Consider the following 15127-nt stretch of genomic DNA (forward strand, 5'->3'; position numbering starts at 1 on the left):
GCAGAAGCAGTTGAACACCTGGGTCAGTTTTCAGTCGGCAGAACAGCCTCTACTGGGTCAGTTTTCGGTCAGCGGCAACAGATTAACCATGTTGCTGGCTTGCCACCAACACCGCTCAAGGTACGGGTGGACATTTCCCCGGAAATTTTCGAAAAGGTCGCTTTGGATGACAGTGTGTTCGTTTTCGTACAGACGCTATCGGGCTCCAAGGTACCTCTCGCTACCATACGACTTAAGGTCTCAAGTCTGCCGGCCGAGGTGGAGTTTTCAGGCGCTGATGCAATAGTTACCAGCAACACCTTATCGCAGACAGCCGCGATTCAAGTGACTGCTAGGGTCTCTAGGGGAGGGAAGAGTAGGTCGGGGGAATGGTTGGGCCGAAGCTCGACGACATTAAATTCGAAGAGCGCTAGGCTGAAGCTTACGATCAACCTTCCGGATATCTGATCGACTGCACCGCAAAGTGCTGTTGCCAGGTACTGTAAAATAGAAGAGTGAGCACTTGATTTGCTGGTGCTTTCAAACAACGGTGTTGTTTTTTTAACAGCCGAACTGGAAAGGGAGGCTGAGCTGCTCAGTGATCACTTTATCCGTTGGCTGATTTACGCCGGCATGTTCGCTACAGGCACTGAACGACAACGCAGATGGTATGGTCTGTGCGTTCTGACTCGTCAAGGATCGGCCAATGGATCGTTTGTCTAATTTGCTCTCGCGGTTCGGCGTGCGGGCCAATCTGTTCTATGACGGCGACCTATGCGGCTCTGCATCTTACGATGGCGCCGAGCGGCGAGGTTATATCCATCTGCTTCAGGCCGGCAGCGTGACGTTGCTTGGTCCCGATCGCAAGGATTTGCAGCTCACTCGCCCTAGCTTGATTTTTATGCCACGCCCCGCCAAGCATCAATTGTTTGCGGGTGAGTCCGATGGCGCAAAGTTGTTGTGTGCTTCCATGGAGTTTGAGGGCGGAATTGATAATCCTTTGTCGGCTTCATTACCGGACTGTTTGGTGCTCGCACTCGATGATCTGCCCATGCTGGCAGACACGTTGGAGTGGATGTTTGCCGAGGCGGCAAATGTGCATTGTGGAAGGGAAGCCGCGCTTGAGCGCTTATTTGAGCTCCTAATCATTCTGTTGCTCCGTTACCTGCTCGATCATCACCAGTTGCGCACCGGAATGATGGCTGGACTGGCCGACATGCGGCTTGCCCGATCGCTTTTACAGATGCACAACTCCCCGGAACATGCCTGGTCAATAGCAGAGCTGGCCAGTGAGTCAAATATGTCACGCGCTGCGTATGCCGTGCATTTCAAGAGTGTCATCGGACAGACGCCTGCTGATTATTTGTTGAGTTGGCGAGTTAGCCTGGCTCAGAAGCTGATGCGAGAAGGGCGCTCGATTACGCTGATTGCAGCTCAAGTCGGCTACGAAAGTCCTTCGGCGCTGTCTCGCGCATTTAGACGCAAGACGGGGTTGAGCCCTCGTGACTGGTTGAAAGATCTGGCGGGGGAAAATGATGGCAAAAAGGCCTAAGGCATTACTGCCTTAAGCCATTGAAAAAATTATGCATTAATTTTACGTTTTTCCAGTTCAACCAGCGAATGGCCTGCCACAAATATCGAAACAGCAAGCAACCCTAAGTCTTTAAGCAGAAACTGACCTGGCGCAACGGAAATCGCCGGAAACCCTAAACTAGGCTCAATGACGCCCGGAGTGGAAAACATAAAGCTAAGGGTTGTGAAGAACAGGCCTGCAGACAGAGCGCCTCCTACCACGGATAGTTTGGGCGACAGCATGCGGCCTGCGATCAGAGTGCCGATCGAAATCTCTAGTATGCCGAGCAGGCTGGAGAACATGTCGACCGAAAAAATGCTATACACCCATCCCAAAAGCGGGCTGTTGCTCACCAGTGGAACCAGGCCCTCGGCCTCGTAGTGGGTAAATTTCATGCCGCCGAACCAGAAGTAAATAATAGCGAGAGCCAAGTACGCGCCATAGATACCTAGCCCCATAGTTTTGGTTCCAAGCGTTAAGTGGGCCTGTACGCTGGACTTCGAGTTTTCAATGCCTATGGTTTTCATGTCTGAGCTTCCAGTAGTGAGTGAGAGTGTGTTGGCTGCCGAACGCCGTATGCGTTGGCGATGAGATTATTATGGCTGGCATCTCTAATCAAGAGGCATCAGAAAGTATTGATTTCAGTGCAGATCGTCTTGGGCGGTGCAATTCGCGATGAAGGGATCGCCGTGGAGAGCGATGAGTGCACTATTTCGATAAAGGAGTCGTTTTACATAGGTCGATGAAGCGCGTTGCGGCATCGCCTACTGTCATTTCTCAAATCTGACTATGGGGCTTGGGGCGAAGGGCGGCACTGACTAGGCTTAGAACAGCTACCAACTAGCCGCGCGGCCGCGATGCACAAAGAATGGTAACTGAGCCGTGAGTGCGGTGGGCGCCCGCATTTATTTCCAAACCCTACAGATACATCGATCTTCGACTTCAACCGGGCAGATAGCTGTTGCAGCAAGCCTATCAATCGACTTTGACGTGTTAAAGAGGATAGGTTTTCCAGGGTTGGGGAACAGCCAATGTCATCAACTTTGGGAATTATCCATAAATATCATATAATTAGCGCTCAAATCAGTGCATGGGAGAAGCCCTTTTGACTACCTATACCGCATCGCTTGACACCGCCAGCCAAGCCCTGGTTTGAAAATTGTACAAAAAATAACCAGTCCGCTCGATTGTCCCGCCTTCATCGCCGCCCACCGCCAGAATCCTCAAGACTTTACCCGCCGACGCCAGCTCACCTTCAAGAACCTCGTCCTGTTCCTGCTCAATCAGCCGCGCACGGCCCTGCAAACCGAACTCGATCAGTTCTATCGCGTACTCAATCAGGCGTCGACTGAGACGCAAATGGTCACTGCGCAGGCCTTCTGCAAAGCGCGCAAAAAGCTCAACCCCGAGGTATTTGAAAGTCTCAATCGCCTCCTGCAGCAACAAATTGACTGCTTCGGGCTGCGTCAGAAGTGGCGTGGGCTGAGGGTGCTCGCGGTGGATGGCTCGACCGTGCATTTACCCCTGGAGTCGACCATGGCGACCTTCTTTGGCAGTCACTCTGGCTTTCCCATGGCTCGCTTGTCCACACTCTACGAAGTCGCTGACGGTCAAACCTTGCATAGCCTGATCGTGCCCCTGACCGTCGGCGAGCGCGACTGTGCCCATCTGCACCTTGAGCACCTGCCGGCTGACAGCCTGACGCTGTTTGACCGTGGTTACCCTGGGCACTGGTTATTCGCGCTGTTCGCGCAGCAACAGCGGCACTTTCTGATGCGCCTGCCCTGTGGCTATAACGCCCAGGTCAAAGCGTTTCTACACTCTGGCCAAGTTGAAGACACACAGCTTTTCGTGGCCAACCATCCTGAAGCACGTCTGTTCTGCTCCGAGGCTGGCGTTGATCCTGCCAGCCAGATCGAGCTGAGACTGATCCGGGTCGAGTTGGCCAACGGCGAAAGCGAAGTATTGCTGACCTCGCTGCTGGATCGAGAAGCCTTTCCCGCTGAGGTGTTTGCCGAGCTTTACCACCGCCGCTGGGGCATCGAAACCGATTTCCGTCGCCTCAAACAAACCCTGACGCTGGACAACTTCAGCGGCCGCAGCGTGACCGCTGTAAAGCAGGACTTTCATGCCGCTCAACTGTTGAAGAACCTGGCGCTGTTGATGCAGCACCTGCTACAGCCGGTCATCGAACAGCGCCACAAAGGTCGCAAGCTGCGATGGAAAGTCAACTTCACCCAAGGCGTGTCACGGCTCAAAAATACCCTGGTCGAGCTGCTGGTGCGGCACTGTGCTCAGGGGCTGAGCAATGTGCTGGCCTTGATGGCTAAAAGCCTCAGTGCCGTACGCTCAGGCCGTAGCTTTGCGCGCCAACGCAAACGCGCAGCCAGCCGAGGTTGTGAGGGCTACAAACCGACGCGCTGAAGAAACACCACCGCCCAACCTCCGTGCAAAAAAGCTGGCCACAAGCGGTCGGCATAGGCTCGTCCGGAGAACGAGAAATCTCGCCTAGACAGCCGGAACAGACGATGATCACATCACCGCCAGCCCAGCTAGACCGCCTGATTGAGCGGCAGAGGCCTGGTCATCGCCCGACGGCCATGGCGGCTGGCTGCTTCGGGGGGCTTGCCTTGGGCAGGGCTGCAGCTTAGGTTGATGACATTGGGGGAACAGCATGCCCTGCAGAACGACACACGTCACTTTTGTTAAATTAATAAGCTAGCTACCTATTGGGCATAACCTTGCAATTTGCTTCAATTTACGCACATGCACTTGCGACCTCAAAATGCAACGTAAGCCCCGAATATCTCCATTATTGTCGCCGCCAGCCTTAGTTACAGCTGCTATGATGAATGAGATCGAAAACTGAAATCCCCCACTAGAATTGTTGACTGGAGTCAAAATGAATAAAAAGCGGCCGGTTAATCTTGATATTCGAACCATTCAGCTTCCTCTCACGGCGCTTACATCGATTCTGCACCGGATTTCAGGAATTATGCTCTTTATTTTTCTGGGACTGATACTGTATATGCTGAGCAAATCGTTGGAGTCAGAAAAGGGTTTTAATGAAGTCAAGGAGATTTTTTCTTCACCTTTCGGCAAAGTTAGTTTCTGGTTGGTATACTCTTCATTTATTTATCATCTCGTAGCCGGAATTCGACACCTAGTTATGGATGTGGGTGTTGGTCATACTTTGAAAGGCAGCAATCGCGCCTCTACTATTGTTTTAGTAGTGTCGGGTGTTTTAATGGTTGCTGGCGCCGTATGGATTTGGTAGCTGTGGAGTCGTAATGCGTATTTACAAGGACTAAAAGCGTCCTTTAAAGCTAACTTACGAAAGTATTTATAATCGACGGTTCACGCTTAAACGGTTGAATCCTTTCGGGCTTCCGAATAGCTGTTAGCTGAAAGCTATCATGAGCTAAGTTTTCTGTGCATCATCAAATGTGTTAATGGGAGCGCCATAGTACTAGGTACAAATATGGCTCTAGGACAATGTTAGATGTTTTGGATTTTGAGGCGGATCGCTCTTATCGAAGATCGTCTAATTCGCTCTGAAGCGCAGGTTTTTTGAAACTATCACCTGGTTGGCACACTGTGCGAATCAACATCAGATATGAGAAAGCCAATCAGGTGAACACTACCCTCGAGGGCTCATCTGTCCAGTTAAAGCCTCGAGTCTTTCTGGGTGCGCAAAAGACAAGAAGGTTATATGGGAAAATTATGAGGCCTGGATACCATGCGTCATGGGCGTGCCGATGCTGTGAGTGACAGAGCGAGAAGCAAGTGAAAGTCCCTGAAGTAGGGGCGGGATGCGCCCGAGTGGCATTTTTTGTCTTAAGGTAGATCGCGTAGCTGTTCTTCAGAATAATCTTCAGAGCGTTGACGACAGCCATCGCTGTGCATTCCTCAAGAATAGAATGTGTCGGAAGGGTGGCGTCATTGGTGTTAGTCATCGCTTAGGATTTCTCAATCTGGCTTACACGGGCGCCTGTACCGATATCCCCGCGGATGGCGACGTATCGATGTTGAATTCCTCGCCAGACGAAGTGCAATGAGCTGCGGCTATAGGCTTGCGCAGCCTTAGATAGCCGGCCGTCGCAGGCGCGCCGGTTGGCCGGGATCTTCTTCTGCCCGTCAGGTGTCCGGTCGGAACTCCAGCACGAACGCTACGACCTTTTCGGCGGACATTTCGCACGGCTTCAACAATGTCCTATCTGATGTAACGCGGAAGAGGTTGAAGCTGACAATGTCAGTCCCGTCCAACTCCCTGGCGAACAGACTGTTGCGACGTCCGTCCCCAGATCGCCGGACGATCAAGCTGAAACGCCGGCCTTCATAAGTCCCTTCTCTGTATCCCTCCGCAAGCTGCGCGAAAGCGGCATCGAACTCGGAATGCTCCATGTCATCCATCCTTATTGATAGAACAGAGGCGCGGCGGGTGCGAGACCGCCAGTGCCGGGTCGCGCTAAGGTGCCGGGCAGATTCCTGCAGCCGACGAGGCCCGGGGTGGGCAGGATAATTGAGATGTCGGCGCCCGCATGGCTATCAGCGAAGTCGTCCGTCCAGTCTGCTAGGCAACGTCCACGCCTTTCCAGAAAGCGATGTAATCCCGGATACCCTCGGCATCCGGAGTGGGGGCGGGATAGGTCCAAGCGGCGTTCACGTTGAGCGCGTCACCCGCGCGAACATGAAAGAAGCGCGCGGCGCCTTTGATCGGACAGACAGATGTGTGCGGGCTCATCTCAAGCAGGCTCAGGTCGACTCCTGACGGTGGGAAGTAGTGATTTCCCTCGACGATGACTGTTTCGTCGCTTGTGGCGATAGTAGTGTCTTTCCAGATGGCTGAGACCAACGGACTCTCCTTTTGTATTCATCAACCGGCGAAGGCTCGCGGGCTGGCTGCCCCAAGCCGCACCTCCTCAGGTGGCAGGCGGGTTGCGCCCGAGAAGTTTGTCGAGCTCGCCTCTGACATCGAGCGCGAATAGCTCATCGGAGCCACCGATAAGGGTGCCATTGATGAAGATCTGCGGCACGGAGCTTCGCCCCGACGCTTCCGCCATGGCCTGCCGGTGAGCCGGATCCGCCTCAATATCGAGCTCCTTCCATCGCACGCCCTTTTCCTTGAGGAGCGCCTTCGCTCGGCGGCAGAACGGGCACCAATTCGTGGTGTACAGCAATACATCAGTTGTCATATTGCATCTCCGGCAGTTGCACGCGGATCGCTGTCATGGCGTTGATCTCCAATTCGCGGCGTTCAAAGATGGCGACTGCACCTTGGCCGACATCGGAGCAGATGCTGACGATTGGCCGCTATCCAGGCGACATGGCCCAAAGTGCTTTCACCGCCAGGCAGAGGCCGCACGCGCCTCCTGTAGCGCCGAGCCGATGCTCTAAGGTAACCGAGCCTCGATTGGGACGGAAGCGGTCCCGCTCGAATCGCCCATCATGCTGGTCGAGCATATCAGGACGACGGATAGTGCAGGAACTTTCAAATTGAGCTTGATGTCGAGCCAGGTATCGCGAGCGAAGGCGTTCTAGAGGCCGGGGGGTACGAAGACTGTGTTCGGCAAAACGGTTCACGTTGATCGCCAAAGCTTCCCAGGGCGCACGTCTACGATCGGCGCGACGTGAGATAGCTCGCGCCGCTAGCCCCCGTAGCGCTCCGTCTTGATGATGGAGGCGTCCAAGCCCGCCAGCAGCGCGCTATCGGTTGCGATGTTGACGAATCCGTTAGACCCGCAGACGAACACTTGCGTCGGCTTTCCCTGAAGCCTGGTTAGAATTTCTTGGACCATCATGCCGTCGATCCGTCGCGCAAAGTCCGATGCGCGAACCGGTTTCTCGCGCGTAATCGCGAGCGCCAGGACGAACGCCGGATCGCTGATTTCGATGCAATGAAGTTCTTCTGAGAAGAGAACGTCCTCGGCGGTTCGTGCGGACAGGAGCAACGCTGTCGGAACGGCTTGGGCCAATGCGCGGCGCTGCCGGATCATTGCCATCAACGGCACGAGGCCGGAGCCTCCCCCGATCAACAGAACCGGATCTATGGCAGGCTCAGGCCAAAGGAAATGGCCACCGAGCGGACCGCGAACTTCGATTTCGTCACCAATCGCCGCGATGTCGTGAAAAAACGGCGAAACTTCGGCATCCGGCATGCGCTCGATAGCTATCTCGACGATCGGGGTCGAAACTGCCGATGACGCGATCGAGTAGCTGCGCATTGCACTGTAGCCGTCGGGCGCGGTCAGCCGGATATCGACGTGCTGACCTGCGGTGTGCGCGAACGGCTTGCTCAACCGAAGGAAGAAGCTCTTGATACTCGGTGTTTGCTGGATGATGTCGTCGATCACGCATGATTGCCACGAACGGACTTGCGCTTCGTTTTCAGTCATGGGTGTATCGTTGTTCGCGCCACGGATCGCCGTAGATGTGATAGCCGTGCAGCTCCCAAAAGCCGGCCTCGTCACGCGTCGTGAATTGCAGCGCATTCACCCATTTGGCGGATTTCCAGAAGTAAAGGTGCGGCACTAGAAGACGCGCCGGCCCCCCATGATCGCGGGAAAGTGGCTTGCCCGCATAACTGAGGGCGACCATCGCTTTCCCGGAAAGCAGATCCGTCAGAGGGACGTTTGTCGAATAATTATCGTAGCAGTGCGCCAAGACGAAATCGGTAGGCCGATCAAGCTCTGCATCTGCAAGGATGTCTTCAATGAGTACACCCTCCCAAACGGTATCCAGTTTGGACCAAGAGGTGACGCAGTGAATATCCTTTGTCACCTGGGTCTTTGGTAGAGTGTTGAATTCGCCCCAATTCCACGTTTTGACGGGCTTCGGACCAATTTTGACTGTGAATTTCCAGTCGGAGGGCTCTACCCTCGGCGTAGGGCCGGCCGACAGAACAGGGAAATCCTCCACCAGATGCTGACCTGGCGGAATCCGATCGGACTGGTCGCCTGAACCGCGACCGGTGAAACCTCTGGTGACCATAGTGACCCCTCTTGCTCGATACGGCAGACCGAAGCCGGCCTTCATTTCAGTACTCTGCGTAAAGCATTTGCCCGCACATCCGCCGAATAAGCCAATCGACTAAAAATCAGATACAGATGCTCTATCATCGTAAAAAATCGCGTATCGAACATAGCGTCAGGCCAGCATGATTCCCAATACCCAATGGCTATAGGGTAGATAACCCCAAGGCTGCGTACGCTGATCTGCGGTATGCGGAGCGGAAGTTGCAGGTTCGCTCTCAAACGGATGGGCAGCGTGCAAAGCTCAAGGCTCACCAGCGCATGGTTGCCCAGTTCGCGCTCGCCGGCAGCTTGAGTATATTAAGGACGAAATGTCGATCTGATCTATTCTGGCTTCAGGAAATAGGGAAAATAAGGTCGGACGTTCGCGCACCGTCGCGACGCGCGATCATCCACTAAGCTTCTGTATCGGGGTTGGAGGATCAGATGAACGAGATCGAACGACAAGCGCCTGAGCTGCGGGTGCAAAAATGGATTGGCAAAGATGGGGAAAGTATCGCGCCGTTCAAACTGTCAGATATCGGGCCCGGCCCGAAAATCTTGTTTGCCTTCCAGCATTGGTGCCAAGGTTGCCATTTGCATGGGTTTCCGACGCTACAAAAGTTGCATGCAGCGTTGAGCTCAAAAGACGTGGGGTTCGCAGTGATCCAGACCGTCTTCGAAGGAACGCATGAGAATACCTTCGAGAAGTTGCGCGTGAACCAGCTCAAGTATGAGCTTCCTATCGTTTTCGGTCACGACGAGCAACCGACCGGCTCGCCGTTTCCAACCTTCATGGAAGACTACCGCACACGAGGAACTCCGTGGTTTACGGTTATCGACGCTGGCGGTAGCATTGTTTTCTCGGACTTCCATCTCGACGCGGAGCGACTAGTGAAGCAACTTGAGCAAGGTTAATCGTTGGAAGGTGGGCAATCATCCTGATTGCCACCCATCCCCTGATGCCCACTACAGGCGTTGCGCGCTGTAACTCTGTTGATCAGCGTGCGAAAACCCGGATCCGGATAGGAGGAGCGTCAACGATTGAATCAATCCGTTGGGAGAGGGCGGCTCCGCTCCGTCAGCTCGGCAATAGATAACCCATTCTCGCCGAGCAACTCTCTGATCCGATCGACGATATGAGCCCCTAGCGCCGCTGTCTTGGTCCCCCCCACAGATTCCCAAGATGCGAGTTCACACGCCGATACCTCGTGGTCAGCGCCGAAGTGCTTCTGTCGGTATGTCACCGCCGCCCTTCAATGATAAAGGCGCGGTAACGGGAACCGGCAAAGCGATGAGCAGCGATGGTTTGGTAGGCGGGACTGTCATACCAGTCGCGAGCGGCCTGCATCGTCGGGAAACGCAAGATTACGGCCCCTTCGATGGGCGGCCCCTCCAAATGCTGGATCGCGCCATAAGCGGCGAGAAAGGTAACGTCGTGACCATCGAACGATGGTCCGACGCCTGCAGAATAGGTTGCGAGTGCATGTGGGTCGCTGGTTTCTTCCCGCGTAAAGACGACGAACGCTTCCATCATTAGGCCTCTCAAAGGTTGGATCTGTTGGCCATTACCACCGGTGATGGCCTCACAGTCGTCAGGCTGGCAACTGGAACCCGATTTTCATGAGTGCCTCGACGCACGCATCCTGATCCTGCTGATAGTTGCCTCCGGAGATGCCTATGCCGCCGATCAACTTCCCATCCTCCAGAATCGGATAACCGCCGCCGACAGCGACCATCCGAGGGCGATAGGCTAGCGGCGCCACTTTTGGATCGTTGGTCACATAGTCGTTCCAGACATGGGTCGGGAACCCAAACGAGGCGGAACTCCAGGCCTTGTCGATGGCAACATCGACGGTAAGGAACGGCGCATCGTCGGTGCGCTCGAACGCGCGCAGGTTACCGGTGGCGTCGACGACGGCGACGGCAGCCGGGATGCCGATGGCACGGGCCGCAGCGAGCGCCGCGTCGATGAGGGCGACTGCGGTTTCGCGGTTGATCGAGGCGGTGGCAATAGATTTGGTCATGGGATTCTCATCGCTGGGGCATAACCCGTTCGGCTTTTTGAGGTTGGACAAGATGTTTGGCGATCGCGGTCGTTAGAAGCCTTCGAGGACGATCTTGCCTTTAGCCGCGCCACTTTCGATCAGTGCATGCACCGTCTTCAGATTGGCGGCATTGATCGGCGACAGTCGCCGGGTCAGCGTCGTGCGGATTTTGCCGTCGTCAACCAGCGCTGCCATCGCATCCAGAATCTCGCCCTGCTCATTCATGTCGGGCGTGCCGTAGATCGACCGCGTGAACATCAGCTCGTGGTGGATCGACACCGCCTTGCGCTTGAAAACCATGATATCGAATGCCTTGGGATCGTCGATCAGTCCGAACCGTCCTTGTGGGGCGATCAGTTCGGCGATGTCGGCGACATGTTGCTCGGTATGTGTGGTCGAAAAGACGAAAGCGGGAGCACCGATGCCGAGTTCGGCGATCTGTGGCGCGAGCGGACGAGAATGGTCGATGACGTGGTGAGCTCCAAGCCCTCTTACCCACTCTTGGGTTTCCGGTCGAGAGGCTGTGGCGATGACGGTGAGGTCCGTGCGCTGTCGCGCGATCTGGACGGCGATCGACCCAACCCCGCCCGCGCCACCGATGATGAGGATCGCCTCCGCCGCACCGGGTACGGGCTTCGCCACGTCCAGGCGGTCGAACATCGCCTCCCAGGCCGTCAACGTCGTCAGCGGCAGCGCCGCCGCTTCCGCCCAGGAGAGCGACGCAGGTTTGTGACCGACAATCCGGGCGTCGACGAGATGGAACTCCGCATTGGTACCGGGCCGTGTGATCGATCCGGCATAATAGACCTCGTCGCCTAACTCGAACTGCGTGACGTCGGGGCCGACCTCGCGCACAATCCCGGCGGCATCCCATCCCAGCACCTTCCAATCGCCATCTGCCGGCGGCGTGCTGTTGCGGACCTTGTAGTCGACCGGGTTGACCGAGACGGCCTTCACCTCAACCAGGATATCGTATCCTGCAGCGACAGGCCGAGGCAGATTGATGTCGACCAGCGCGGCATCCGCGGCGATGGGTCCCGGAACCTTGTAACCAATGGCTTTCATAAATGTCTCCAGCTTGCTTGATCGGATGACGCGAATGCTCGTTAGTCAACTTCTTCTACATTGAGGTCCCGACTCTTGAACTGGGTCGCGGTAGCAGATTTCATCGAACACGTCGATCAACAGGCCCTTATGCTCGGTCGCCGGATCGGTGATCGCGTAGAGGGTGGAGGCGTTATCGCCATCATCACCGCTTCCGAGGCGAAACGCCGCGTCGACGCAGATGCCGCACGGACCGATGGTTGATCCTGGCTCGAGATCGACGAGATTGCTGTCCTTGACGCGCTATTCGCGGTCTTAGCCCTTGGCGATGAAGGACTGAACTGCTTGTAGAGCGTCGGTCAGCTGCTATGTCATGGACGCACCTTCATCTTGAGTTGGATTGGACAAGCTTCCGTATAAGGCCCGCTGTAACCGTCAGATGACGGCGAAGAAAACGATGGGCAGTATTCACAGCCACTTAGCCTTCTTGAAGCGCACAAATAGGAAAACGCACGATATCGCTATCACTCCGAGCACGACAAAGTATCCGTAGGCCGTGTCCAGCTCCGGCATGTGCTTAAAGTTCATGCCGTATATTCCAGCGATCGCCGTCGGGACTGCCAGTATTGCCGCCCAAGCCGTCAGCTGGCGGGTGATCACCCCCGTCCTTTGCGCTTCAAGAAGGCTGCTGGCCTCAAAGACCGTGGACAGGACAAGCAGGAGGCCGTCGACCATGGACTGCACGCGGTGGACATGGTCCGCGACGTCGTGGAAATATGGTGTCATTTCGGCGCTGATGCAGGGAAAGTGGCCGCGAACGAGCTTTCGCACCAGCTCGGCCATAGCCCCGAGCGTGCGCTGGAACCGCGTGAGTTCGGACCTTAGTTCGAAGATTCGCGCCACCTCTTCTGGCCCGAGGAAATCGTGCAGCGACCGTCGCTCCATCGCCAGGACGTCGTCCTCGATCATTTCGAAGATGGGCAGATACTGGTCGACCACGCGATGCAAGATCGCGTGCAGCACATAGTCGACACCCTTGCCGAACTGCGTCGGCGATGCCTCGAGTTGCTCCCGAAGTTTGCCCAGCGCTCCGGCATTGCCGTGCCGCACGGTGATAAGGTGATTGTGACCGGTGAAGATCGCCATCTTGCCGTAGCTGATCCGGTCGCCGACCAGCTCGGCGGTCTGCGCGACGACGTACAACTCATCGTTGTAGACCTCGAGCTTGGGCGGGCACAGCGGGTGCATCGCGTTGTCGATCGCCAACGGATGAAGATTATATGTCCTTTGGATCGCGAGTAGTTCCTCGGGGGTGGGTTCGCTAAGCGCGATCCAGCAGAAGCCCGAGCGACTCTCGCCCAACTTGACGTGCTCATCGAGCGCGATTTCGCGAACTCGCTTGCCTTCGTTGTAATAATAGGCGGCGATGATGCTCATGCTGGCCTCGCGGGAATGTGGAGGCCACGCTGGACGGCCGGTCGAGCCAGCCCGCGTCCAAGCCATGCGCGGACGTTCGAAAAGCTGCTGAGGCCAAGGATGTCACCCGCAGCGTAGAATTCCACCAGCGCATTCACCCAGCCGAGCGTCGCGATGTCCGCGATCGAATAGTCGTCGACGATCCAGTCGCGGCCTTCCAGCCGGCGATCCAGAATCCCCAGCAGACGCGTGGATTCGTCGATAAAGCGCTGTTGCGGCCGCTTGTCCTCATAGTCCTTGCCGCCAAATCGCAGGAAGAAGCCGAGCTGACCGAACATCGGCCCGATGGCCGACATCTGAAAGAACACCCACGCTAGGGTCTCGTAACGCTGGCCTGGTTCGGTGGAGATGAACTGACCCGTCTTGTCGGCCAGATAGAGGAGGATCGCACCGGATTCCCATAAGGCGATGGGTCTACCGTCAGGGCCAGCCGGATCGATGATCGCCGGTATGCGTCCGTTCGGGTTCAGCGACACGAACGCCGGATCCTTCGACTCGTTGTTCGAGATGTCGATCAGGTGGGGCTCGTACGCCAGGCCAGTCTCCTCAAGCATGATCGAGACCTTGACGCCATTGGGCGTAGGGGCTGCGTAGAGTTGCAGGCGATCGGGATGAGATGCCGGCCAGCGCTGCGTGATCGGAAAGGACGAGAGGTCTGGCATAAATCTGCGATCCTGGTGTTGCGATGGCGACTGACTGGAACGAGCCGTCACTCTGAAGTAGGGTTCGATGACCGCGTCGCTGAACGACGCGGTCACGAAGATTGCGGACCGGACCGGCGCAGTGGCAACGGCAGTGAAGCCTATTCCGCCGCGGTCCCGGCCGCTGGCTGTACGTCGTCAACCTTTTGGCGCTTCGGAAGCACCCAGCCGGGACGGACGAAGTGGCAGGTGTAGCCGCCCGGGTGCTTCTCCAGATAATCCTGGTGATCGGGCTCGGCCTCCCAGAACTCGCCGACCGGCTGGACCTCGGTCACCACTTTGCCATCCCACAGCCCCGAGGCATCCACATCGGCGATCGTATCCTCGGCGACGCGCTTCTGCTCCTCGTCGACATAATAGATGCCCGACCGGTAGGAGAGCCCACGATCATTGCCCTGGCGGTTCAGCGTCGTCGGATCGTGGATCTGGAAGAAGAATTCCAGGATGTTCCGGTAGCTCGTCACTGTCGGGTCGAAGACAATCTCGATCCCCTCGGCATGCGTGCCGTGATTACGATACGTGGCGTTCGGAATATCGCCGCCCGTGTAACCCACACGGGTCGAGATGATGCCGGGCCGCTTGCGGATCAGATCCTGCATGCCCCAGAAACATCCTCCTGCGAGAACAGCGCGCTGATGCATGTTAAGCCTCCTCTACTTGATCGAGATATTCACCGTATCCCTCGGACTCCATCTCGTCGCGCGGGATGAAGCGAAGGGACGCTGAGTTGATGCAGTACCGCAGACCGCCGCGGTCGGAAGGACCATCGGGGAACACATGGCCGAGATGACTGTCTGCGTGTACTGACCTGACCTCCGTCCGGACCATGCCGTGTGCGCTGTCCCGCACCTCCTTCACGTTTGCCGAAACGATCGGCTTGGTGAAGCTGGGCCAGCCAGTACCCGAATCGAACTTGTCCGTCGAAGCGAACAGTGGCTCTCCCGACACTATGTCGACGTAGATGCCAGGCTCCTTGTTGTCGTTGTACTCGCCCGTGAAGGGCCTTTCGGTGCCCGCCTCCTGGGTAATTCGGTGTTGCTCGGGAGTCAGGTGGTCGATTGCTGTCTGTGACTTTTCAAACTTCATTACAGTCTCCAATACTTATCTAGAGGGCCAGGCACGCTACCGCTAATTTTTTATGTCTCCTGATTTGCTCCTACAATGGTAGTGGGATGGCAAACGAGGTTTTACTAAGTGTTGGAAAATTAGAGATTTAAATTTCGCGTCTATTAATTATAGCGCAACTGAGTGGTTAAGCAAGTACGTGTATGGGTCCACCACATATTGCAATTTTTA

At 56.1% G+C, this 15127-nt stretch carries 18 protein-coding genes; 5 read left to right on the forward strand and 13 right to left on the reverse strand.

Annotation, left to right across the window (positions count from 1 at the left end):
- Positions 1–685: 685 nt before the first annotated feature.
- A complete protein-coding gene (locus HMPREF3096_RS04315) occupies positions 686–1531 on the forward strand; it encodes an AraC family transcriptional regulator (RefSeq protein ID WP_003464995.1) in 846 nt (281 codons plus the stop codon).
- Positions 1532–1560: 29 nt separating this feature from the next.
- On the opposite strand, the gene HMPREF3096_RS04320 is transcribed toward HMPREF3096_RS04315, so the two are convergent.
- Entirely contained in the window at positions 1561–2079 is a 519-nt protein-coding gene (locus HMPREF3096_RS04320; RefSeq protein ID WP_003464991.1) for a YkgB family protein, read from the reverse strand.
- Between the two features lie 625 nt (positions 2080–2704).
- Between HMPREF3096_RS04320 and HMPREF3096_RS04330 the strand changes: the two genes are divergently transcribed.
- Together HMPREF3096_RS04330 and sdhC are read left to right on the forward strand one after the other, a co-directional pair.
- On the forward strand, positions 2705–3976 hold the full coding sequence (locus tag HMPREF3096_RS04330; RefSeq protein WP_004423958.1) for an IS4-like element ISPa1635 family transposase: 1272 nt from the start codon (positions 2705–2707) through the stop codon (positions 3974–3976).
- Positions 3977–4454: 478 nt separating this feature from the next.
- On the forward strand, positions 4455–4829 hold the full coding sequence (sdhC, locus tag HMPREF3096_RS04335) for a succinate dehydrogenase, cytochrome b556 subunit (RefSeq protein ID WP_005005993.1): 375 nt from the start codon (positions 4455–4457) through the stop codon (positions 4827–4829).
- A gap of 860 nt (positions 4830–5689) precedes the next feature.
- On the opposite strand, the gene HMPREF3096_RS04340 is transcribed toward sdhC, so the two are convergent.
- The 5 genes from HMPREF3096_RS04340 to HMPREF3096_RS04360 all read right to left on the reverse strand — a co-directional run bounded on the left by HMPREF3096_RS04340 (position 5690) and on the right by HMPREF3096_RS04360 (position 8542).
- A complete protein-coding gene (locus HMPREF3096_RS04340; RefSeq protein ID WP_023294899.1) occupies positions 5690–5956 on the reverse strand; it encodes a hypothetical protein in 267 nt (88 codons plus the stop codon).
- Positions 5957–6125: 169 nt separating this feature from the next.
- Positions 6126–6407, reverse strand: a complete 282-nt coding sequence (locus tag HMPREF3096_RS04345; protein WP_003464986.1) for a DUF427 domain-containing protein — start codon at positions 6405–6407, stop codon at positions 6126–6128.
- A gap of 67 nt (positions 6408–6474) precedes the next feature.
- Positions 6475–6747, reverse strand: coding sequence for a glutaredoxin 3 (gene grxC, locus HMPREF3096_RS04350; protein WP_005005995.1), 273 nt, complete (start codon positions 6745–6747; stop codon positions 6475–6477).
- A gap of 453 nt (positions 6748–7200) precedes the next feature.
- On the reverse strand, positions 7201–7947 hold the full coding sequence (locus HMPREF3096_RS04355) for a ferredoxin reductase (RefSeq protein ID WP_002118292.1): 747 nt from the start codon (positions 7945–7947) through the stop codon (positions 7201–7203).
- Positions 7940–8542 carry a sulfite oxidase-like oxidoreductase gene (locus HMPREF3096_RS04360; RefSeq protein WP_003464980.1) on the reverse strand — a complete coding sequence of 201 codons (603 nt, stop codon included), beginning with the start codon at positions 8540–8542 and terminating at the stop codon, positions 7940–7942. Before HMPREF3096_RS04360 ends, HMPREF3096_RS04355 begins: the two co-directional genes overlap by 8 nt.
- Positions 8543–9009: 467 nt before the next feature.
- Here HMPREF3096_RS04360 and HMPREF3096_RS04365 point away from each other — a divergent pair, with 467 nt between their 5' ends.
- On the forward strand, positions 9010–9480 hold the full coding sequence (locus HMPREF3096_RS04365) for a TlpA family protein disulfide reductase (protein ID WP_003464979.1): 471 nt from the start codon (positions 9010–9012) through the stop codon (positions 9478–9480).
- 325 nt (positions 9481–9805) lie between these two features.
- Here HMPREF3096_RS04365 and HMPREF3096_RS04375 read toward each other — a convergent pair whose 3' ends face one another.
- The 3 genes from HMPREF3096_RS04375 to HMPREF3096_RS04385 all read right to left on the reverse strand — a co-directional run bounded on the left by HMPREF3096_RS04375 (position 9806) and on the right by HMPREF3096_RS04385 (position 11675).
- A complete protein-coding gene (locus tag HMPREF3096_RS04375; RefSeq protein ID WP_003464978.1) occupies positions 9806–10099 on the reverse strand; it encodes a DUF1330 domain-containing protein in 294 nt (97 codons plus the stop codon).
- Positions 10100–10157: 58 nt separating this feature from the next.
- Entirely contained in the window at positions 10158–10589 is a 432-nt protein-coding gene (locus HMPREF3096_RS04380; RefSeq protein ID WP_005006001.1) for a GlcG/HbpS family heme-binding protein, read from the reverse strand.
- Between the two features lie 72 nt (positions 10590–10661).
- Positions 10662–11675, reverse strand: coding sequence for a zinc-binding alcohol dehydrogenase family protein (locus HMPREF3096_RS04385; RefSeq protein ID WP_002118279.1), 1014 nt, complete (start codon positions 11673–11675; stop codon positions 10662–10664).
- A 75-nt stretch (positions 11676–11750) separates the two neighbouring features.
- Here HMPREF3096_RS04385 and HMPREF3096_RS30790 point away from each other — a divergent pair, with 75 nt between their 5' ends.
- Entirely contained in the window at positions 11751–11918 is a 168-nt protein-coding gene (locus tag HMPREF3096_RS30790) for a hypothetical protein (RefSeq protein ID WP_016487060.1), read from the forward strand.
- A 204-nt stretch (positions 11919–12122) separates the two neighbouring features.
- Here HMPREF3096_RS30790 and HMPREF3096_RS04390 read toward each other — a convergent pair whose 3' ends face one another.
- From HMPREF3096_RS04390 to msrB, 4 genes are all read right to left on the reverse strand, one after another.
- A complete protein-coding gene (locus HMPREF3096_RS04390) occupies positions 12123–13091 on the reverse strand; it encodes a magnesium and cobalt transport protein CorA (RefSeq protein ID WP_048293731.1) in 969 nt (322 codons plus the stop codon).
- Positions 13088–13792 (reverse strand): glutathione S-transferase N-terminal domain-containing protein, encoded by a 705-nt coding sequence (locus HMPREF3096_RS04395; protein ID WP_003464969.1) that lies wholly within the window; start codon positions 13790–13792, stop codon positions 13088–13090. The genes HMPREF3096_RS04390 and HMPREF3096_RS04395 overlap by 4 nt, the downstream gene beginning before the upstream one ends.
- Positions 13793–13932: 140 nt before the next feature.
- Positions 13933–14472, reverse strand: coding sequence for a peptide-methionine (S)-S-oxide reductase MsrA (msrA, locus tag HMPREF3096_RS04400; protein ID WP_023294902.1), 540 nt, complete (start codon positions 14470–14472; stop codon positions 13933–13935).
- Between the two features lies 1 nt (position 14473).
- Positions 14474–14917: a peptide-methionine (R)-S-oxide reductase MsrB gene (gene msrB / locus HMPREF3096_RS04405; RefSeq protein ID WP_023294903.1), complete on the reverse strand. Its 444-nt coding sequence runs from the start codon at positions 14915–14917 to the stop codon at positions 14474–14476.
- Positions 14918–15127 lie beyond the last annotated feature (210 nt).

Origin of the sequence: Klebsiella sp. HMSC25G12 (genome assembly GCF_001807705.1) — a bacterium.
Taxonomy (GTDB): Bacteria; Pseudomonadota; Gammaproteobacteria; order Enterobacterales; family Enterobacteriaceae; genus Klebsiella; species Klebsiella variicola.